General features: G+C 71.6%; 17 protein-coding genes. 12 read left to right on the top strand and 5 right to left on the bottom strand.

The window, feature by feature from the left end; genetic code table 11:
- The first annotated feature begins 147 nt into the window (after positions 1–147).
- The gene (locus tag IEZ17_RS13190) at positions 148–2,076 is read left to right on the top strand and encodes an ABC transporter ATP-binding protein (RefSeq protein ID WP_308427642.1); all 1,929 of its coding nucleotides are present in this window, start codon (positions 148–150) and stop codon (positions 2,074–2,076) included.
- 228 nt (positions 2,077–2,304) lie between these two features.
- Positions 2,305–2,481: a hypothetical protein gene (locus IEZ17_RS13185; RefSeq protein WP_189299726.1), complete on the top strand. Its 177-nt coding sequence runs from the start codon at positions 2,305–2,307 to the stop codon at positions 2,479–2,481.
- Between the two features lie 180 nt (positions 2,482–2,661).
- On the opposite strand, the gene IEZ17_RS13180 is transcribed toward IEZ17_RS13185, so the two are convergent.
- Positions 2,662–5,217 carry a sensor histidine kinase gene (locus IEZ17_RS13180; RefSeq protein WP_189299724.1) on the bottom strand — a complete coding sequence of 852 codons (2,556 nt, stop codon included), beginning with the start codon at positions 5,215–5,217 and terminating at the stop codon, positions 2,662–2,664.
- 203 nt (positions 5,218–5,420) lie between these two features.
- Here IEZ17_RS13180 and kdpF point away from each other — a divergent pair, with 203 nt between their 5' ends.
- The 5 genes from kdpF to IEZ17_RS13150 all read left to right on the top strand — a co-directional run bounded on the left by kdpF (position 5,421) and on the right by IEZ17_RS13150 (position 10,728).
- Positions 5,421–5,510 (top strand): K(+)-transporting ATPase subunit F, encoded by a 90-nt coding sequence (gene kdpF, locus IEZ17_RS13170; protein WP_189299722.1) that lies wholly within the window; start codon positions 5,421–5,423, stop codon positions 5,508–5,510.
- 11 nt (positions 5,511–5,521) lie between these two features.
- Positions 5,522–7,186 (top strand): potassium-transporting ATPase subunit KdpA, encoded by a 1,665-nt coding sequence (gene kdpA, locus IEZ17_RS13165; RefSeq protein WP_189299720.1) that lies wholly within the window; start codon positions 5,522–5,524, stop codon positions 7,184–7,186.
- The gene (gene kdpB, locus IEZ17_RS13160) at positions 7,186–9,318 is read left to right on the top strand and encodes a potassium-transporting ATPase subunit KdpB (protein ID WP_189299719.1); all 2,133 of its coding nucleotides are present in this window, start codon (positions 7,186–7,188) and stop codon (positions 9,316–9,318) included. Before kdpA ends, kdpB begins: the two co-directional genes overlap by 1 nt.
- 32 nt (positions 9,319–9,350) lie before the next feature.
- Positions 9,351–9,995, top strand: a complete 645-nt coding sequence (gene kdpC / locus IEZ17_RS13155) for a potassium-transporting ATPase subunit KdpC (RefSeq protein ID WP_229852217.1) — start codon at positions 9,351–9,353, stop codon at positions 9,993–9,995.
- 355 nt (positions 9,996–10,350) lie between these two features.
- Entirely contained in the window at positions 10,351–10,728 is a 378-nt protein-coding gene (locus IEZ17_RS13150; RefSeq protein WP_189299717.1) for a PH domain-containing protein, read from the top strand.
- A gap of 76 nt (positions 10,729–10,804) precedes the next feature.
- Here IEZ17_RS13150 and IEZ17_RS13145 read toward each other — a convergent pair whose 3' ends face one another.
- The gene (locus tag IEZ17_RS13145; protein WP_189299715.1) at positions 10,805–11,485 is read right to left on the bottom strand and encodes a response regulator; all 681 of its coding nucleotides are present in this window, start codon (positions 11,483–11,485) and stop codon (positions 10,805–10,807) included.
- On the bottom strand, positions 11,482–13,188 hold the full coding sequence (locus IEZ17_RS13140) for an ATP-binding protein (RefSeq protein ID WP_229852216.1): 1,707 nt from the start codon (positions 13,186–13,188) through the stop codon (positions 11,482–11,484). The genes IEZ17_RS13145 and IEZ17_RS13140 overlap by 4 nt, the downstream gene beginning before the upstream one ends.
- Positions 13,189–13,397: 209 nt before the next feature.
- Between IEZ17_RS13140 and IEZ17_RS13135 the strand changes: the two genes are divergently transcribed.
- The 3 genes from IEZ17_RS13135 to IEZ17_RS13125 all read left to right on the top strand — a co-directional run bounded on the left by IEZ17_RS13135 (position 13,398) and on the right by IEZ17_RS13125 (position 16,314).
- Positions 13,398–14,240, top strand: coding sequence for an ABC transporter ATP-binding protein (locus tag IEZ17_RS13135; protein ID WP_189299713.1), 843 nt, complete (start codon positions 13,398–13,400; stop codon positions 14,238–14,240).
- Positions 14,241–14,290: 50 nt separating this feature from the next.
- A complete protein-coding gene (locus IEZ17_RS13130) occupies positions 14,291–15,163 on the top strand; it encodes an ABC transporter permease (protein ID WP_189300050.1) in 873 nt (290 codons plus the stop codon).
- Positions 15,164–15,264: 101 nt separating this feature from the next.
- Positions 15,265–16,314 carry an ABC transporter substrate-binding protein gene (locus IEZ17_RS13125; RefSeq protein WP_189299711.1) on the top strand — a complete coding sequence of 350 codons (1,050 nt, stop codon included), beginning with the start codon at positions 15,265–15,267 and terminating at the stop codon, positions 16,312–16,314.
- A gap of 480 nt (positions 16,315–16,794) precedes the next feature.
- Here the strand turns inward: IEZ17_RS13125 and IEZ17_RS13120 are convergent, their stop codons facing one another.
- Both IEZ17_RS13120 and IEZ17_RS13115 read right to left on the bottom strand, forming a co-directional pair.
- A complete protein-coding gene (locus IEZ17_RS13120) occupies positions 16,795–17,973 on the bottom strand; it encodes an NAD(P)/FAD-dependent oxidoreductase (RefSeq protein WP_189299709.1) in 1,179 nt (392 codons plus the stop codon).
- Complete coding sequence (locus tag IEZ17_RS13115; protein ID WP_189299707.1) at positions 17,970–18,290, bottom strand: bifunctional 3-phenylpropionate/cinnamic acid dioxygenase ferredoxin subunit; 321 nt, start codon at positions 18,288–18,290, stop codon at positions 17,970–17,972. The genes IEZ17_RS13120 and IEZ17_RS13115 overlap by 4 nt, the downstream gene beginning before the upstream one ends.
- Before the next feature lie 309 nt (positions 18,291–18,599).
- Between IEZ17_RS13115 and IEZ17_RS13110 the strand changes: the two genes are divergently transcribed.
- On the top strand, positions 18,600–19,343 hold the full coding sequence (locus tag IEZ17_RS13110; RefSeq protein WP_189299706.1) for an IclR family transcriptional regulator: 744 nt from the start codon (positions 18,600–18,602) through the stop codon (positions 19,341–19,343).
- A gap of 277 nt (positions 19,344–19,620) precedes the next feature.
- On the top strand, positions 19,621–19,925 hold a 305-nt coding region (locus IEZ17_RS13105), incomplete at its 3' end, for an alcohol dehydrogenase catalytic domain-containing protein (RefSeq protein WP_189299705.1).

Below are 19,925 nucleotides of genomic sequence, written 5' to 3'. Positions count from 1 at the left end.
AGAAAGAGAAGGAGAGCAAGGGCATTGGTGAGAATGCGAATTCGTAGTGCGTCACGGGAGAAACCGCAGTCGGCGGAAGAACCGCGGTCTCGGGGGAAACATGGTGTTCCGTCCGGAGAGGGTTCGCCGGGCTCCGGTGAAGAGGAGTTGCGGTATGTCGACCGGACCGGGAGCCGGGAGCGGGCCGTACGGCAGATCCGGCTGGTGGACATGGCGCGGCGGCTCCCGCAATTGGTGCGCCGGTCCGTCGCGTTGGCATGGACTATCGACCGGTGGGCCGCGCTGGGGCTCTTGGTCTGCCAGGCCGTTTCCGGGGCGATGCAGGCGCTGGGACTGCTGGCGGTCAGCCGGACGATCGGGGCGCTGCTGTCCAGTGGGGACGTCTACGGGCGGCTGCTGAGCGCGTGGCCTTCGCTGGCCATGCTGGCGGTGGCCGCAGCCGTCCGGGCCCTGCTGGGCATCGCGGTGACCTGGCTGTCGTCCCGGCTGGGACCGCAGATGTCCCGGGAGGCCGAACTCCGGCTGCTGCAGGCGGTCACCGAGGTGGAGCTGTCCGCCTACGATGCGCCCGGCTTCACGCACCGCAAGGAAGCGGCCGACCGGGGGGCCGAGATCGTCCAGGACCTGGTGACCGACGGGCAGGACCTGATCGCCTCGCTCGCGTCCCTCGTCGCCGGCGCGGGCGTGCTGACCGCGCTGCACCCCGCACTCCTCCCGCTGCTGGTGCTGGCCAGCTTCCCGCAGGCGGTGGCGCAGGTCAGCGCGGCGCGGGTGCGCTATCTGGCCCGGCTGCGGGCCGGCGGCGACCACCGGCTGCTGTCGATTCTGCGCTGGCATGTGTGCGACCGGTACACGGCCGACCAGATCCGGGCCGGCACCATGGCCGGCTTCCTCGTCACGCGCTACCGCCACATCACCGAGCGCATCAACCGCGCCGACCGGCAGGCGGCGGACACCGGTGCGCGGATGTCCGTACTCGGCGCGGTCTGCGGCGGGTTGGCGTCGAGCGCCGTATGGGCGGCGGTGGTGTGGCTGCTGTCCAACGGGCGGATGAGCGTCGGGCACGCGGGGACCGCGGTCTTCGCGCTCCAGACGGTCGGGACGGCGCTGCGCGGACTGGTCGCCGGCGGCGCCCGCATCATGCGGACGGGCCTCTACATGGACGACTGGTCCGAATTCCTGGTGGAGGCCGGCGGATACCGGATGCGGCGCGGGACCGGCAACCCCGCACCGCCGCAGGAGATCCGCGTCCGGGATCTCGTCTTCCGGTACGAGGAGGCGGCGAACGACGCCCTGCGCGGTGTCTCCCTGACCCTGCGGCGCGGGGAGGTCGTCGCGCTGGTCGGCTACAACGGCAGCGGCAAGACCACCCTGGCCAGGCTGCTGAGCGGTCTGTACCTGCCCACCACCGGCTCGATCACCTGGGACGGCGTGCCCACCGCCGACCTCGATCCGCACGCCATGTGGGCTCAAGTCGCCCTGGTGCCGCAGGATTACGCCCGCTGGCCGCTGACCGCCCGGGAGAACATCACCCTGGGCCGGCCCACCGAGGGCGGGGATGCCGACATCCATGCGGCATGTGCGCAATCGGGCGCGGACGAGGTGGTCGGCGAGCTGCGCTCCGGGCTGGACACGGTGCTGGCCCGCGACTGGCTGGGCGGACAGGAGCTGTCCGGCGGCCAGTGGCAGCGCATCGCCCTCACCCGCGCCTTCCACCGCCCGGCCGGGCTGCTCGTCCTGGACGAGCCGACCTCCGCCCTCGACCCGCTCGGCGAACACCGCATCTTCGCCGGTCTGCGCGAGGTGGCCGCCACGCGTGCCGTCGTCCTCATCACGCACCGGCTCACGAACGTTGCGGTGGCGGACCGCATCGTCGTCCTGGACAAGGGGAGCGTCGTCCAGGAGGGCACATTCCCCGAACTCGTCGCGGAACCAGGGCTGTTCCGGGACCTGTGGACGTACCAGCACACGAGGGAGACGCACCGGCCCGGTGAGCCCACCGGCCCCGGTGAACCCGCCGCTCCGGCCTCCACGGCCGCGGTCTCCTCCGTGGCTGCCGAGACGGAAGGCGCGTAACTCCCCACCAGGGCATGTCCGTTCGGGAGGGCGACCCCTCCTGTCCGCGCCGATCGGTGCGGACAGGAGGGTGGCCGGCCGGGTCGCGCCAGGTGCTGACTTTCGGTCAGTTTGTGGCCGACACGCCAAGGCCCTCTTCCTTGCGGCACCATGCGTAATAGGTTGCCTACCCAGCGGAGTCGGCGGGGAAGGCCCGCCGCGGGGAACTGTCCGTCCACGGAGGAAACGATGCCGCAGGGAACGATCGTCCTGTTCAACAAGAGCGACTGTGTGGGCATCATCGCCGACGAGCATGGCGACCGGCTGCCGTTCTCGGGCCTGGAGACGCAGACCACCGATGTCGGTCAGCAGGTCATCTACGACGTGCACGGAGCGAAGGCCACCAACGTCGCGGCCGTTCGCTGAGGTGTAGCCCGGCCCGTCGCGGAGCGCTGCCGGGTTCCTGCGCGTGTGCCTTTCCAGGCTGAATTCCGGCGGTCCGCCGCCGCCCGCCCGTCGCCGGACCCGGCGATACGGGAGCGGGTGGCGTGCGGACCGCCGGTCGTCGAGCGGCCGTCCGGGCGCAACGGGGCCCGCGGCGTCGGCTCATGGCGGCCCCTCCGGCGACCGCCGGTCCGCGCCGCGGGTGCGGCGCGCCGACGTCGGGAACGTGACGGTGACGGAGAACGCCGGACCGGTGACGGACGGTTTGAGGGTGCCCGCCATGGCTTCGGTGAGGTCGCGGGCCAGCCGCAGGGGGAGGCCGTCGGCGCGGGGCTGCGAAGGGGAGTCGGTATCGGGCTCGGCGCCGTCGGTGATGCGGACGGCCAGGTGGTGGGGGAGCGTGCGGGCGGTGAGCGTGGGGGGTTGACCCGGCGGGCTGTGGCGGAGGGCGTCGGCGGTGAGGGTGGTCAGGACCCGGGTGAGGACGGCGGCATCCGCGACGACGTCCGGGAGCACCTCGGGGAGGTGGAGGGTGATGTCGTGCCCGCCGGGACCCAGATTGTCCAGGGCGGCGGCCAGTACGTCATTGAGGTCGACGGGGCGGAGGTAGAGGTCGAGGGCGCCGGCGTGCAGGCGGCTCAGGTCGTCCAGGTCGGTGACGAGTTGGGCGGCGCGGTGCACCGATGCCAGTGCGGTGTTGAGGAGTTGGCGGGTCTCCGGGTGGGTGGCGGACGGGCCGGCGGCGTTGCCGTCCGGTGTCTGCGGGTGCGGAGCGTAGAGGTCGCGCAGTCGGCGCAGGGTGCGCTCCGCGCCGCGCAGCGGGCCGCGGAGGTCGCGTCCGGCGGTGACGAGCAGGGTGGCGCGGGTGCGTTCGACGGCGGCCAGGGTGTCCGTGGTCGCGGCGTGGCGGGCCAGTCTGCCGTGGAGGTGCGCCATGCCCAACTGGGCCGCGCAGGCGGTGAGGACGCGCTGGTCGTCGGCGCTCAGGGAGCGGCCCCGGCCGGTGAGGGTGAGGTCGTCGTCGATGGGGCTGGTGACGTCCGCCTCGTAAGGGCGCTCAGGGGGGCGTTCGCCGGCGCTGGCGACGACGTACCAGCGGGGGCCGGCGGCGTGTTCCCGGGCCCGGTCGCGTTCCAGGAGGCTGACCGCGGCCAGGCCGAAGTTCTCCCGTACCTGTTCGAGGAGGGTGGGCAGGTCCTGGCCGTGCATCATGGCCGTCGCCAGCCGGGTCAGGGCGCGCGCCTCGGTGGTGGCGCGCAGGGCCTGGTGGGTGCGCCGGGCCGCCGTCCCCGCGGCCGTGCCGACGAGCGCGGCGGTGGTGAGGAAGGCGGCCAGCGCGACGATCTCCTCGGTGCGTTCGATGCCGAAGGAGTGCACGGGGGCGGTGAAGAAGTAGTCGGACAGCAGCCCCGCCACCAGGGCGGCCAGCAGGGCGGGCAGCAGTCCGCCGATGAGCGCGACCGCCACGATCGCCAGGAGGTAGATCACCAGGTCCGCGCCCAGGACGAGGGTGCCGCGCAGCGCGGTCAGGGCGAGGGTGAGGAGGGGGAGCAGTACGGCGGCGCCGGCCAGTGCCGACCAGAAGCGCAGCGGGCCGGTGCCGCGGCTCGGGTGCGGCAGCCGCAGCGACGGGGAGCCGACCGCCTGTTCGTGGGTGACGATATGGACGTCGATGGGGCCGGAGCCGCGGATCGTACGGCGCCCGACGCCCGCGCGCAGGGCGGCGGAGAGCCGTCCGCGGCGGCTGGCGCCCAGCACGATCTGGGTGACGTTCTCGGCCTCGGCGAACTGGAGCAGGGCCGCGGCGATGTCGTCGCCGGTCGTCTGGTGGTAGCTGCCGCCGAGCGACTCCACCAGGGCGCGCTGGTCGCGCAGCCCGGCCGGTCCGGCGCCGGCCAGGCCGTCACCGGGGGCGACGTGCAGGGCCAGCAGCTCGCTGCCGGGCGTACGGGCGGTGATCCGGGCGGCGCGGCGGATGACGGTGGCGCCCTCAGGGCCGCCGGTCAGCCCGACGAGGATCCGCTCCCGGGTCTCCCAGGGGGCGGCGATGCCGTGCTCGGTGCGGTAGTGCTGGAGCCCTTCCTCCACCCGGTCGGCCAGCCACAGCAGTGCCAGTTCCCGCAGCGCGGTGAGGTTGCCGACCCGGAAGTAGTGGGTGAGGGCCGCCTCGATCCGGTCCGCGGGGTAGATCTCGCCGTGCACCATGCGGCGGCGCACCACTTCGGGCGGCAGGTCGACCAGTTCGAGCTGGTCGGCGCGCCGGGCCACCTCGTCGGGCAGGGTCTCGCGCTGGGCGACGCCGGTGATCTGCTCGACGACGTCGTTGAGGGATTCCAGGTGCTGGACGTTGAGGGTGCTGACGACGTCGACACCGGCGTCGAGGAGCTCTTCGACGTCCTGCCAGCGCTTGGCGTTGCGGGAGCCGGGCACATTGCTGTGCGCCAGCTCGTCGACCAGCGCGACCTGGGGTCTGCGGGCCAGTACGGCGTCGAGGTCCATCTCGGTGAAGGCGGCTCCCCGGTGGGTCAGGGTGTGCCGCGGGACGGCTTCCAGGCCCTCGGCCAGCTGCGCGGTGGGCCGCCGGCCGTGCGGTTCGACGAACCCGATGACCACGTCCGCGCCCTGGGCGCGCAGCCGCTGGCCCTCTTTGAGCATGGCGTAGGTCTTGCCGACCCCGGGGGCGGCCCCGAGGTAGATCCGCAACCGTCCGCGCTCCATGGGCAGGCTCCTGTCGGCTCGTAGCGGCCTCCCTTTCCATGGTGCGCTCCGCCCGGCGTGAGACCCGGATGGCTGCGGCGTGTCCACCGGACTCCGGCATACCGGGCGCTAGCGTCAGCGGGCATGCAAGATCTCGCGTTCGTCACCCTCACCGTCGCCGTCTTCGGCCTCTTCGGCCTGCTCGCCAAGGGGGTGAGCCGGCTGTGAACATCGAGAACATCGTCGGCCTGATCGTCGCCGGGGGCCTGATCGTCTACCTCGTGCTCTGCCTGATCTTCCCCGACAAGTTCTGACCCGGTCGGGGATGAACGACACACTCGCGGGCTGGCTCCAGATCGCCGCGCTCGTGATTGCGCTCGCCCTCTCCTTCCGGCCGCTGGGCGACCACATGGCCCACGTCCTCACCTCGCCCCGCCACTGGCGGGCCGAGCGCCTGATCTACCGGGCGGGCGGGGTGGACGGGAACGCCGACCAGCTGTGGCCGGCGTATCTGCGCAGTGTGCTCGCGTTCTCGGCGGTCTCGGTGCTGTTCCTGTACGCGTTCCAGCGGGTGCAGAACCATCTGCCGCTCGCCCTGGGCATGAAGGCGGTCGGCCCCGCGCTGTCCTTCAACACCGCCGCGTCCTTCGTCACCAACACCAACTGGCAGGCGTATTCAGGCGAGTCGACGCTGGGGCACCTGGTCCAGATGGCCGGGCTGGCCGTGCAGAACTTCGTCTCGGCGGCCGTGGGGATCGCCGTCGCCGCGACCCTGATCCGCGGTTTCGTCCGCACGAGGACCGAGCGGGTGGGCAACTTCTGGGTGGACCTGACCCGGTTGGTGCTGCGGGTGCTGCTGCCGATCTCGCTGGTCGCGGCGGTCGTGCTGGTCGCCGCGGGAGTGGTGCAGAACCTCCACGGGATCCAGTCGATCAGCACCCTCGCTGGCGGCCATCAGTCCCTCACCGGCGGCCCGGTCGCCTCCCAGGAGGCCATCAAGGAGCTGGGCACCAACGGCGGCGGCTTCTACAACGCCAACTCCGCCCACCCCTTCGAGAACCCCACCCCGTTCACCAACTGGCTGGAGATCTACCTCCTGCTGGTCATCGCCGTCGCGCTGCCCCGCACCTTCGGAACGATGGTGGGCGACCGCCGCCAGGGGTATGCGATCGTCGCCGTGATGGCGCTGATCTGGGCCGCCTCGGTGGCCCTCACCACCGCCAACGAGCTGCACAGCGTGAGCAGTTCGGCCGGGTACGCGGCCGGCGGCATGATGGAGGGCAAGGAGCAGCGGTTCGGCCTGTGGGGCTCGGCGCTGTTCGCGGTGTCCACCACGCTCACCTCCTGCGGCGCGGTCAACTCCTCCCACGACTCGTACACCCCGGGCGGCGGCGGGATGACCCTGTTCAACATGATGCTGGGCGAGATCGCGCCCGGCGGCACCGGCTCGGGGCTCTACGGCATCCTGATCCTGGCCGTGGTCGCGGTCTTCGTCGCCGGGCTGATGGTCGGGCGCACGCCGGAATACCTGGGCAAGAAGCTCGGTGCCCGGGAGATGAAGTTCGCCTCGCTGTACATCCTCACCACCCCGTCGGTGGTACTGGTCGGCGCGGGTCTCGCGATGGCACGGCCGGGGGAGCGGGCCGCGATACTCAACCACGGCGCACACGGCTTCTCCGAGGTGCTGTACGCCTTCGCGTCGGCCGCCAACAACAACGGCTCGGCCTTCGCGGGCCTGGCCGCCGGCACCGCCTGGTACAACACCGGCCTCGGCCTCGTCATGCTGCTCGCACGCTTCCTGCCTATGGTGTTCGTCGTCGCGCTGGCCGGATCGCTGGCCCGGCAGCAGCCCGTACCGGTCACCGCGGGCACCCTGCCCACCCACCGGCCGCAGTTCGTCGGGCTGCTGACGGGAGTGATCCTGATCGTCGTCGGCCTGACCTACTTCCCCGCGCTCGCGCTGGGCCCGATGGCGGAGGGACTGCGCTGATGCCCACCACCGCGGTCCCGCCCGGGGAGGCCACGGACCCGCTCGCACCCAACGTCCACCGGGTCTCCGCCGGGCTGATGGACCCCCGGCAGCTGATCACCTCCTTCCCCGCCGCGCTGCGCAAGCTGGATCCCCGGGTGATGGTGAGGAACCCGGTGATGTTCGTCGTGGAGGTCGGCGCGGTGCTGACGACCCTTTCGGCGCTCAAGGACCCGAGCGTCTTCGCGTGGGTGATCACCGTCTGGCTGTGGCTGACCGCGGTGTTCGCCAACCTGTCCGAGGCGGTCGCCGAGGGCCGCGGCAAGGCCCAGGCGGAGACGCTGCGCCGCACCAGGACCGATACGGTCGCCCGCCGGCTGTCCGCGGAGACCGTGGAAGAGGAGGTACTCGCCAGTGACCTGCGGCTGGGCGACCACGTGGTCGTCGAGGCGGGCCAGATCATCCCCGGTGACGGCGATGTGGTCGAGGGCGTCGCCAGCGTCGACGAATCGGCGATCACCGGCGAGTCGGCGCCGGTCATCCGCGAGTCCGGCGGCGACCGCTCGGCGGTGACCGGCGGAACGAAGGTGCTCTCCGACCGCATCGTGGTCCGTATCACCTCCCGGCCCGGCGAGACCTTCATCGACCGGATGATCGCGCTGGTGGAGGGCGCCGCCCGGCACAAGACGCCGAACGAGATCGCGCTCAACATCCTCCTCGCCTCACTGACCATCATCTTCCTGATCGCCGTGGTCACCCTCCAGCCGTTCGCCGTCTTCGCCGGCGCCGAGCAGAGCATCGTCATCCTGGTCGCGCTGGTCGTCGCGCTGATCCCGACCACCATCGGCGCGCTCCTCTCCGCCATCGGCATCGCGGGGATGGACCGCCTGGTGCAGCGCAACGTCCTGGCCATGTCGGGGCGCGCGGTCGAGGCCGCGGGCGACGTCAACACCCTGCTGCTGGACAAGACGGGCACCATCACCCTCGGCAACCGGCAGGCCGTCGAGTTCGTACCGGTCAGCGGAGTGCGGGCCGAAGAGCTCGCGGACGCCGCCCAGTTGGCCTCGATCGCCGACGAGACCCCCGAGGGCCGCTCGATCGTCGTCCTCGCCAAGGAGCGCCATGCGCTGCGCGGACGCAGCGAAGGAGAGCTGCCGCACGCGGAGTTCGTCCCGTTCACCGCGCAGACGCGGATGTCCGGCGTCGATCTGAGCGGGGACGGCCCGGGCGACGGCACCCGGTCGCTGCGGAAGGGGGCGGCGACCGCCGTGATGGGCTGGGTGCGCGACGCCGGAGGACACCCCACCGAGGAGGTCGGCCCGATCGTCGACGGGATCTCCGCGAGTGGCGGTACGCCGCTGGCCGTCGGCGAGGTCGTCCGGCGCGACGGCGCCGACGGCGCCGTCCACGCCAGGATCCTCGGAGTCATCCACCTCAAGGACGTGGTCAAGCGCGGGATGCGGGAGCGGTTCGACGAGTTGCGGCGGATGGGCATCAGAACCGTCATGATCACCGGGGACAACCCGCTGACCGCCAAGGCCATCGCGCAGGAAGCGGGCGTCGACGACTTCCTGGCGGAGGCCGCTCCCGAGGACAAGATGGCGCTCATCAAGCGCGAGCAGTCCGGCGGCAAACTGGTCGCGATGACCGGGGACGGGACGAACGACGCGCCCGCGCTGGCCCAGGCGGACGTCGGCGTCGCGATGAACACCGGCACCTCGGCCGCCAAGGAGGCCGGGAACATGGTCGACCTCGACTCCAACCCCACCAAGCTCATCGAGATCGTCCAGATCGGCAAGCAACTCCTCATCACCAGAGGTGCGTTGACGACCTTCTCGATCGCCAACGACGTCGCGAAGTACTTCGCGATCATCCCCGCCATGTTCGCCGGCGCCTATCCCGGCCTGCGCCACCTCAACATCATGGGCCTGCACAGCCCGACCTCGGCGATCTCCGCGGCGATCATCTTCAACGGCCTGATCATCGTCGCGCTCATCCCGCTGGCGCTGCGCGGCGTCCGCTACCGGCCGTCGTCCGCCGCCGCCCTGCTCGGCCGCAACATCTGGCGGTACGGGCTCGGCGGACTCGTGCTGCCGTTCCTCGGCATCAAGGTCATCGACCTGCTGATCCAGTTCATCCCCGGACTCCACTGACACACCGTCACGGCAGAAGGAACGCGATTGCGATGTTCGGCCCCCTGGCCCGTCTGGCCCGCCCCCACCTGGCGGCGCTGCGCATGCTGCTGGTGTTCACCGCGCTCACCGGCGTCGTCTATCCGCTGGTCGTCACCGGGATCGCCCAGACCGCGTTCCCGGGCCGGGCCGGCGGGGCGCTGATCGAGGAGCACGGGCGGCCGGTCGCCTCGTCCCGCATCGGCCAGAACTTCACCCTGCCGGCGCCGCGGGGCCGCCGGACCCCGGCCGTCCCCGACCCCGGGTGGTTCCAGCCCCGCCCGTCCGCCGCCGGGCCCGCGGGCTACGACCCGACCGCCTCCGGCGCCTCCAACCTCGGCCCCAACAACCCCGATCTGGTCCGCACCGTACGGCTGCGGCGGCTCGCCGTGGCCGCCTTCGACCGGGTCCCGCCCGGCCGGGTGCCCCCCGACGCGGTGACCGCCTCCGGCTCCGGCCTGGACCCGGACATCTCGCCCGCGTACGCCTACGAGCAGGTGGCCCGGGTCGCCGCGGCCCGCCGGCTGGCCCCGGCGGCCGTCCGCCGGCTCGTCGCCCGCCACGTCCACGGCCGCACCCTCGGCTTCCTGGGCCGTCCGGGCGTCAACGTCGTCGAGCTCAACCACGAGCTCGGCCACCGGCCCGCCGCGAAGCCGTGACCGGGACGGGGGCGCGATGACCACCACCACGACACCGGGTGCGTGCCAGGGCCCGTCTGGTACGGCGGGAGCGTGCGCGGTCACGGTGCGGAATCCGCCTCTCCGCCGCGGGGCGCGGCCCGGCAGGATCCGGTGCCCCTCGTGTTCCCTCGGCGCTCACCCTCCGTATGATCGCAGAGCCGAAAGCCGACCACCTTCGGAGGCGAACGCGCATGGCCGAACAGCGAGTTGTCATCGTGACGGGCGGCTGACCGGCAGCCGTCCGCGGACCCGCCGGACACCCGCAGCCGCGGGCGGACCGGCAATTCGCCCGGTCCCGGGGACCGGCCACGTCCCGAGAGAGGACACACAGCCCATGACCGGCACCACCTACCACGACCGCTGGATCGCCTGCACCCCCGACGCGGTGCAGATCCGCGGCTACTACTTCCCCTGGGGCACCAAGACCATCCCCTACACCTCGATCCGGTCGCTGCGCCGGGTCGAGATGGGCGCCCTGACCGGACAGGGACGTATCTGGGGTACCGCGAACCCGCGCTACTGGGCCAGCCTGGACCCGGGCCGGATGTCGAAGTCCACCGCGCTCGTCCTCGACCTCGGCGGCTATGTCCGGCCGTTCATCACGCCGGATGATGCGGACGCTGTGGAGGCGATCATCCGCGAGCGCGCCCACCTGGGAACCAAGGGCGGGGACGACGGCGGTGAGGGGAAGACCCGGGGCCCCGTTGTGTGACGGGTGGGTGCCTGCCGCGGCGGGGTCGCCGGCCTGCGCGGAGCGGTTCGGGAGGTTCCTCCGGGGCGAACCGGCCTCACCGGTAGCGGTGTTCGGGGCGGCCCGCCGATCCGTAGCGCAGTTCGAGTTGGATCAGGCCCTCCCGGACGAGGTAGGAGAGATAGCGCTGCGCGGTGGCGCGGGAGACGCCGGTGAGCTCGGCGACCTCGGCTGCCGACAGGTCGGCGCGGGCAGCTCGCAGCGCGTCCCGGATGCGCGCCAGGGTCGGCGCCGAGTGGCCCTTCGCCGGGACCTCCGGCACCCGGTGCGGCCGGGCGGCGCTGAACAGCGCGTCCACATCGGACTGGTCGGCCTCGACCTCCGGGGGGAGCAGGTCGAGGCGCCGCCGCAGTGTCTGATAGGCCGTCAGGCGTTCGGCGAGCGCCGCGAATCCGAACGGTTTGACCAGGTAGCCGACGACGCCCAGCGCCATCGCCGAGCGGACGGAGGCGACGTCCCGGGCGGCGGTGATCATGATGGCGTCGGGCCGGCGGCTGATACTGCTCTCGGTCAGCCGGCGCAGCACCTCCAGCCCGCTCCCGTCGGGCAGATACACGTCCAGCAGCAGGAGTTCGGGGCGCTGCTGCCGCACCGCCTCCAGCGCGCCGGCCATGCTCGCGGCCTGGCCGACCACCTCGAAACCGCCGGCCCGGGCCAGATAGGAGGTGTGAATCCGGCTGACCCGGAAGTCGTCGTCCACCACCAGCGTTCTGATCACTTCCGCTCTCCCGTCCCGATGATCCCGGCCGCGCAGGCGCCGGCCGGCACCGACGCGTCGACCGTGTGTGCTTCGTCTCCCAGCGGTGCGGGATCGGTGTCCGGCAGCGGCAGGACCACGGTGAAGGACGCGCCGGGGCCCGCGCTGACGTCGATCGAACCGCCGTGCCGCTGTACCAGCCGGTGCACCAGCGCCAGGCCCAGTCCCCGGCGGGCGGTACCGCGGTCGGGCCGGGTCGACCAGCCGTCCTCGAAGATCGCCTCCGCGGCCCCTGCCGGGATGCCCGGCCCGGTGTCGGTGACCCGTACGGTCACCGCGGAGTCCGTTTCGATCAGCGAGAGGCGAACCGCCGGGCCGGCCGCCGGCGGAGTGCCGGAGGCCGCCGCGTCCACGGCGTTGTCCAGCAGGTTGCCGACGATGGTCAGCAGCCGGCGGACATGCGGGGGGTGGTCGCCGAGCGAGGAGTCCTCGCTCAGTGTGATCCGCACGCCGCGCTCGGCGGCGACGGTGGTCTTGGCCACGATCAGGCCCACCAGCTGCGCGTTGCCCACGTGCTCCCGCACCGACTCGGCGAGCGCGGGCGTCGTACCGGCCGACTCCACCGCGAACTCCAGGGCCGCCTCGCACTCGCCCAGTTCCAGCAGGCCGGCCAGGGTGTGCATCCGGTTGGAGAACTCGTGCTGCTGGGCGCGCAACGCGTCGGTGAGGCCGCGTACGGAGTCGAGTTCGCGCAGCAGCCCGATCAGTTCGGTGCGGTCCCGTACCGTCACGACGGCTCCCAGCTCATGACCGCGCAGCACCACGGGCATCCGGTTGACGGCCAGGCAGTGGCTGTCGGTGAGGACGGTGATGTCCATGCCGGTGAGGGTGCCGTCCAGCGCGCGGCGCAGCCGGCCGTCCGGGATCACCTCGTGGAGCGGGGAGCCGAGCGCCGTCCCGAGCTGGAGCAGCCGCCGGGCCTCGTCGTTGACCACGGTGATCCTGCCGCGCGGGTCGAACGCGATCACCCCCTCCCGGATGCCGTGCAGCATCGCCTCCCGGTCCTGGAGCAGGCCCGCGATCTCCTCCAGCTCCAGCCCGAAGGTGGACCTCTTCAGGCGGCGGGCGAGGAGGTAGGCGGCGGCCGAGCCGAGCGCGAGGGCGATCCCCGCGTACAGCCCGAAGGTCGGCAGTTCCCTGAGGAGTTCACCGACCACGTCCCGTTCGCCCAGCCCCACCGACACCTCGCCGACCAGCGCGCCGCTCGGGCCGCGGAGCGGAGCCTTGCCGTTCGCCGACCGGCCGGTGACGCCCTGGTCGATGCCCGCGTGCTCCTTCCCGTCCAGGGCCACGACCGGTTCGTCCACCTGCCGCCCGACGAGATCGGGGTGCGGGTGCGAATGCCGGATGCCGTGGGTGTCGATCACGACCACGTACGAGGCGTTCGAGGCCTGCCGGATCCGCTCGGCCACGGTCTGGACGATGTCGCCGCCGCCCCCGTATTCCATGGCCTGCTGGATCTGCGGCTCGGCGGCGGTGGTGTGCGCGATGGAGAGCGCCCGGTGCTCGTACTGCCGGTCGAGCTGCGCCCGTTGGGCGAAGGCGAGCAGAACGAAACCGATGGCGCTGGTGACTCCGAGGATCACCAGCTGCCCGACGAGGATGCGGGTGGAGAGCTTCCTGCGCCGACCGGGGGTGGGGCTCTGCTCGGGTGGTGGCGACACAGGCGTCAGCTCCTTTGCCGCGCTCACGGTGCCGCAGATCGTGCCTGGTGGGAGACCTGATGTCTACCCCCTGGAGGGTGAGCACATTGCGCAGAACCTCGACGAACGCGGGGAAGCCGCGCAACGCGCGCAACGCTCGCCCGCCCTGACGAGACCGCTCTACCTTCTCGGCACCCAGCCCCCTCAGCAGCCCCAAGGCGGTGCGACAGGTGAACGAGACAGTGAGCAGCGCGGCTCCCGCGATCGAGCTGCGCAGAGCGACCAAGAGGTTCCGCACGCCGTCCGGCGGGATCTACACCGCGCTGCGCGATCTGGACATGACGGTCGAACCGGGCGAGTTCTGTGCGGTGGTCGGCCCGACCGGCTGCGGAAAGTCGACGACCCTCTCCCTGGTCTCCGGCCTGGAGCCCACCACCGCCGGCCGGACCCTCATCCACGGCAGGCCGGTCAGCGGCATCGACCGCCGGGTCGGCTTCATGTTCCAGACCGACGCGGTCTTCCCGTGGAAGTCCGTACTGGACAACGTCGCCGCCGGGCCCCAGTTCCGCGGCACCCCGAAGAAGGAGGCCGTGGACAAGGCGCGCGACTGGCTGCGCCGCGTGGGCCTGAGCGGGTTCGAGGACCGGCTCCCGCACCAGCTCTCCGGCGGGATGCGCAAGCGCGTGGCGCTCGCCCAGACACTGATCAACGAACCCGAGATCCTGCTCATGGACGAGCCCTTCTCGGCACTCGACGTGCAGACGCGCCAGATCGTCTCCGACGAGCTGCTCGCGCTGTGGGAACTGACCCGCCCCGCCGTCGTCTTCGTCACCCACGACCTGGAGGAGGCGATCGCGCTGGCCGACAAGGTCGTCGTCCTCACCGTGGGCCCCGGCACCGTCAAGGACACCTTCCCCATCGACCTTCCCCGCCCGCGCACCGTCCAGGAGATCCGCTTCCACCCGCGCTTCATCGAGCTGTACGAGCGGATCTGGTCGAGCCTTCGCGACGAGGTGCAGGCGGCGTACGACCGCACCGCGGGGCAGTCCCCGCAGCCGGCAGGAGCCGCCTGATGACCGACCTCGGCCCCACCGCAGCCCCCACCGCCCCCAGGAGCGGCACGATGCCCGCGGACGCCCCGGCCACCGCGCCGCCCGAACCCGACGAAGCGGCACTGATCCGCGCCGCCCGGACCCGGACCCGCCGCCGCGGACTGCTGCTCCGCGCCATCCAGTGCCTGCTGGTCCTCGCCGTCCTCGGCGGCTGGCAGTTCGGCGCCGCGCACGGCTGGCTGGACCCCTTCACCTACGGTTCGCCCTCCGGCGTGGCGGACCAGCTGAGGAGCTGGTTCACCGAAGGGACCGCACTCGGCTCCATCTGGCACAACATCGGCGTCACCATGGAGGAGACCGTGCTCGGCTTCCTCATCGGTACGGCCTCCGGAGTGGTGCTGGGCATCGCGCTCGGCCGGCTTCCGGCGCTGGCCGACGTCATGGCACCGTTCATCAAGGCCGCCAACTCGATCCCGCGGATCGTCCTCGGCTCGATGTTCATCATCTGGTTCGGCCTCGGGTCGACCGGCAAGGTCGCCCTCGCCGTGGTGCTGGTCTTCTTCTCGGTCTTCTTCAACGCGTTCCAGGGCACGCGCGAGGTGGACCGCAACCTGATGGCCAACGCCCGCATCCTGGGCGCCTCCGAGTGGCGGGTCACCCAGCACGTCGTCCTGCCCTCCGCGATGACCTGGATCACCGCGTCGCTGCACGCCGCCTTCGGATTCGCGCTGATCGGCGCCATCGTCGGCGAGATGCTCGGCGCGCAGGCCGGCCTCGGCCAGCTGATCGCCCAGTCGCAGGGTCTCTTCAACGCCGACGGCGTCTACAGCGGCACGCTGATCATCGCCGTCCTGGCGCTGGTCGCCGAGTTCGTCATCACCCGCTTCGAGAAGCGCGTCCTGCGATGGCGTCCCACCCAGCTGTCCGAGTCCGCCTCCCTGTGACCCGGCACCCCCGGCCCACCCCCCTCCACCGACCATCCCCCTCCACCCCTTCCACCAGCCATCCCCCGCACTCCCTTCACCCCATCCCGAGGAGGCCAGCGATGAAGCCGGTCAAGACGTCCGTTCTCGCCGCCACGTGTACGGTGCTCGCCCTGTCCCTGACTGCCTGCGGCGGCGGGGGCGGCGGAGCCGCAGCCGCGCCGAAGAGTTCCAACGGGGAGACCACCGTCAAGATCATGGTCGGTGGCCTGGAGAAGCAGATCTACCTGCCGGTGATGCTGGCCCAGAACCTGGGCTACTTCAAGGCGCAGGGCATCAACGCGCAGCTCTCCAACGAGCCGGCCGGTGTCGACGCGGAGACCGCGATGATCGCCGGACAGGTGGATGCCGTGGTCGGGTTCTACGACCACAACATCGACCTCCAGTCCAAGCACAAGTCCACCCAGTCGGTGGTGCAGTTGCTCCAGGCCCCGGGGGAGGTCGAGATGGTCCGCACCGATCTGGCCGGCTCCGTGAAGAGCCCCGCGGACTTCAAAGGACGGCACCTGGGCGTGACGGGCCTCGGCTCGTCCACCAACTTCCTCACCCAGTACCTGGAGCAGGCCAACGGCGTCACAGCGGGGCAGGCCACCTCGGTCGCCGTGGGAGCGGGGCCCAGCTTCGTCGCCGCGATGCAGAACAAGCAGATCGACGCCGGCATGACGACCGAGCCGACCATCTCCCTGCTCCAGAAGCAGGGCCTGGCCAAGCCGCTGATCGACATGCGCACGGCGCAGGGGGCCAAGGCCGCACTGGGCGGTACCTACCCGGCGTCCTGCCTGTACTTCACCACCGGCTACGTCCAGAAGAACCCGGAGGTGGTGCAGAAGCTGGTCAATGCGTTCGTCCGGACGCTGAAGTGGATCCAGGGACACAGCGCCGCCGAGATCGCCGACAAGATGCCGAGCGACTACTACAAGGGCGTCGGCAAGGCCGCGTACACCAAGGCCCTGGAGAACGAGAAGGGCATGTACTCACCGGACGGCCTGATGCCCGCGGACGGCGCGCAGACGGTGCTGAAGGTGCTCAGCTCCTTCGACCCCACGGTCAAGGGCCACACCGTCGACCTGTCGAAGACGTACACCAACTCCTTTGTACAGAAGGCGAAGTGAGCTGAGACTACCGGGCGGGGCTCGCGGTTCGACATTCGACGATGTCGACGGCGAGCCCGTCCCGTGCCGTCTCCTGGTACGTGGCGCTCATACCGGCCGCGGCACCCGAGATCGCTGTCGGACCTGTCGATCTCTGCGTTCTCGCCATCCGAGCGCATGGAGGATCACTCCCGCGACACAGGCGGCCATTCCGAAGAAGTTCGCGTCGTTCTCCGACGAGTTCAGCTCACTGAAGAATGTGATCAGGCCGAGGACCGCCAAGCCACCCACGACGGTTACGGCGACAGTCTGCTGTGCTGCGGGGCTCATCAGAGTGCCTCCTGGTGATCCGAAGGGGTTGCAGACAAACCCTGTTGGAAGAACAGCCGGACCGAGCCAGTGGATGACCGAACCGTCGTCCCGGCACCGGCACACACCTGTATCGCACCTTCCAACGAGTCGGCGGGCTCAGGAAGGTGACGGTGTGTCATCCAGTCGGGGTCAGGTCGTGGCGGGCTGTGCGGCGCGGGCGAGTTCGCGGCGGAGGCGCATGAAGGGGCGTGGGCGGTTGAGGGCGAGTACGGCGGTGGTGCGGCCGTCGCGTTCGTAACCGGCGAGGAAGCTGCGGTCGTCCGGGGACCCTTCGAGGATGCGCGGGGTGGCGCCGGGCAGCCGGCGGCCGGCGAACTGGATGCGTACGCCGTACTGGTCCGACCAGAAGTAGGGGAGGCCCTGGTGGGTGGCGACGGAGCGGCCCGCGAGGAGGTTCCGGGCGGCGGTGGCGGCCTGTTCGGTGGCGCTGGTCCAGTGTTCGGCGCGGGTGCCGTTGACGTTGGCGACATCGCCGACGGCGACGACGGAGGGGATCGGGGTGGCGCAGCCGGCGTCGCAGCGCACGCCGTTGTCGAGGGGGAGTCCGGAGTCCGCCAGCCAGTCGGTGGCGGGGCGGACGCCGATGCCGACGACGACCGCATCGGCCGGCAGCAGGCGGCCGTCGGCCAGTTCCACGGCGGTGACACGGTCGTCGACGCCGGCGCTGTGCAGTTGCGTGACGCCGGTGCCGGTGAGCAGCGTGACGCCGTGGTCGGCATGCAGTCGTGAGCACAACTCGGCCATGTCGCGGCCCAGTTGGGGGACGAGGGGGAGCGGGGCGGCTTCCACGACGGTGACGTGGTGGCCGAGGGCCGCGCAGGACGAGGCGACTTCGGCGCCGATGAATCCGCCGCCGATGACGACGACCCGGGCGGGGCCGCCGCCGGTGAGGTCGCGGCGCAGGGCCCGGGCGTCTTCGAGGGTGCGGAGGGTGTGGGTTCCGGACGGGGGCGAGCCGGGGCCGGGGAGCCGGCGGGGGATGGCGCCGGTGGCGAGCACGACGCCGTCGGTGGTGAGGGTGCGTCCGGTGTCGAGGCGGACGGCGCGGCTGCCGGCGTCGAGTCCGGTCGCGCGGGTGCCGAGCAGCCATTCCGCGTCGAGCTCGGCGGTCTCCTCGGCGTCGGCCAGGGCGAGTTGGTCCTGGCCGGTGGTTCCGGTGAGGAAGTCCTTGGAGAGCGGCGGGCGGTCGTAGGGGCGGTGGTGCTCGTCCCCGACGATCGTCAGGCGGCCGTCGAACCCCTGGGAGCGCAGGGCGCGGGCGGCGTAAAGTCCGGCCAGTGAGGCCCCGATGACGGTGACCGACTTCATGCGGCGGTGCCCTCCTCGGCGGCGTGGTGGACGTAGACCATCCCGTTCTCGACGGTTACGGGATGGGTGCGGACGGCCCGGCGGGCGGGGAGGCACGTGGGCGCGCCGGTGCGGAGATCGAATGAAGCGGCGTGGAGCGGGCATTCGACCAGACACCCCTCCACCCAGCCGTCGGCGAGCGAGGCGTCCTGGTGGGTGCAGGTGTCGTCGATGGCGTACAGCTCTCCGTCGGCGTTGAAGACGGCGATCGGAGGTGCGGTGTCGATGCGTATGGACTCGCCTACGGGCAGGTCATCGAGGTGGCAGACGGGAATCACTGGGCCCCCCTGTTACTGTTCGGTATCATCGAGTTTCGCATTGCGCACGACGCAGCGTTATGCGCAACAGAATCCAGACGGGGAGCCGGTGCGTCAAGCGGTCCCCGGAAATGCCGGCCCTGGATCGGGTCGCTGGACGGTGGCAGCGGACTGGGTGGTGACATCGGGCCTATGACGGAAACGGACAAGGCGGAGGCGCGGGCGGAGGGGCGGCCGGACGGAACGCGGCGCGGCAGAGCCCGCGCGAGAGGGCAGGGGAGAGCGGACGCGGCGGCGCACGGGAAGCCGTCGCGCGGGTCCGTCAGCGCCGTGCAGTCGGTCGACCGGGCGGTGACCGTACTGGAGATCCTGGCCCGGCTGGGCGAGGCCGGGGTGACCGAGATCGCCGATGAACTGGGCGTGCACAAGTCCACCGCGTTCCGGCTGCTCGGGGTGCTGGAGAACCGTGGGCTGGTCGCCCAGGAGCAGGAGCGCGGCAAGTACTACCTGGGCGCGGGGGTGTTGCGACTGGCCGGCGCGGCGGCGGTACGCCTGGACATCTCCCAGGAAGGTGCGGCAGTCTGCCGCCTGCTGGCCGATGAGCTGGGGGAGACGGTCAATATCGCGGTGCTGGAGAGCGATGCCGCGGTGAACATCATGCAGGCCCGCGGCCCGGCGTCGGTCACCGCGCAGAACTGGCTCGGCCGCCGTACGCCGCTGCACGCCACGTCCAGCGGCAAGGCGCTGCTCGCCTACCAGCCCGAGCCGGTCCAAGAAGCCGTCCTGGCACGGAAGTTGCCCCGGCTCACCGAACGGACCGTGACCTCGGCCGGTGAGCTGCGCGGACAGCTGGCGCAGGTGGTCGAGCGGGGCTTTGCGGTAGCGGTCGAGGAGTTGGAGCTCGGCCTGCGGGCGGTCGCGGCCCCGGTGCGGGCGCACGACGGCTCGGTGATCGGCGCGATCAGTGTCTCGGTGCCCGCGTACCGGCTGGACGAGCAGCGGTTGCCGGAGGTGGTCAAGCGCACCGTCGCCGCAGGTGAGGAGCTGTCGCGGCGGATGGGGTACGCCTGTTGAGAAGGGTGTGACGGCAGGGCGTCACGGCGCGGTGTGCGGGCGGGACGATGCGGGGCCGGGGTGTTGACCCGGCCCCGCATCGGTGTGTTCGGGCCAGTGGGGTGTCCTGCCCCGGCCCCGGGTTTGCGGGCGCGATCCGGTGCGCCGGGTGTGCCGGCGCGTAACGGTTCATTGACGAACTGCTGGCGCGTACCTCTTGACGGTGCCGATACGGCGTTCCCAGTATGTCTCTCATCGCGCAACCAGTCGTGCACTGCGCAACACTGAGGGGTGGGGCATGCCACACGAAGTCCGTGCCGTCGTCGCGGCGAAGAAGGGTGCACCGGTCGGGCCGCAGACGATTCTGGTGCCGGATCCCGGTCCGGGAGAAGTGCTCGTCGCGGTGCAGGCCTGCGGCGTCTGCCACACCGATCTGCACTACCGCGAGGGTGCCGTCAACGATGAATTCCCCTTCCTGCTGGGGCATGAGGCGGCGGGGTTGATCGAGGCGGTGGGTGACGGGGTCACCGATCTGGCGCCGGGCGACTATGTGGTGCTGGCGTGGCGGGCGCCGTGCGGGGAGTGCCGGTCGTGCCGGCGTGG

The sequence above is a fragment of the Streptomyces albospinus genome (assembly GCF_014648695.1).
Taxonomy (GTDB): domain Bacteria; phylum Actinomycetota; class Actinomycetes; order Streptomycetales; family Streptomycetaceae; genus Streptomyces; species Streptomyces albospinus.
Note: the sequence above shows the minus strand (reverse complement) of the source record. Positions and strands in the feature narration are given on the sequence as shown.

What these genes read in the sequence shown, in the direction of transcription:
- IEZ17_RS13180 (WP_189299724.1), bottom strand. Translation starts at nt 5,217, where the DNA reads ATGGAGCGCGGACGGTTGCGGATCTACCTCGGGGCCGCCCCCGGGGTC.
- kdpC (WP_229852217.1), top strand. Translation starts at nt 9,351, where the DNA reads ATGTTCGGCCCCCTGGCCCGTCTGGCCCGCCCCCACCTGGCGGCGCTG.
- IEZ17_RS13125 (WP_189299711.1), top strand. Translation starts at nt 15,265, where the DNA reads ATGAAGCCGGTCAAGACGTCCGTTCTCGCCGCCACGTGTACGGTGCTC.
- IEZ17_RS13150 (WP_189299717.1), top strand. Translation starts at nt 10,351, where the DNA reads ATGACCGGCACCACCTACCACGACCGCTGGATCGCCTGCACCCCCGAC.
- IEZ17_RS13130 (WP_189300050.1), top strand. Translation starts at nt 14,291, where the DNA reads ATGCCCGCGGACGCCCCGGCCACCGCGCCGCCCGAACCCGACGAAGCG.
- kdpA (WP_189299720.1), top strand. Translation starts at nt 5,522, where the DNA reads ATGAACGACACACTCGCGGGCTGGCTCCAGATCGCCGCGCTCGTGATT.
- IEZ17_RS13185 (WP_189299726.1), top strand. Translation starts at nt 2,305, where the DNA reads ATGCCGCAGGGAACGATCGTCCTGTTCAACAAGAGCGACTGTGTGGGC.
- kdpB (WP_189299719.1), top strand. Translation starts at nt 7,186, where the DNA reads ATGCCCACCACCGCGGTCCCGCCCGGGGAGGCCACGGACCCGCTCGCA.
- IEZ17_RS13120 (WP_189299709.1), bottom strand. Translation starts at nt 17,973, where the DNA reads ATGAAGTCGGTCACCGTCATCGGGGCCTCACTGGCCGGACTTTACGCC.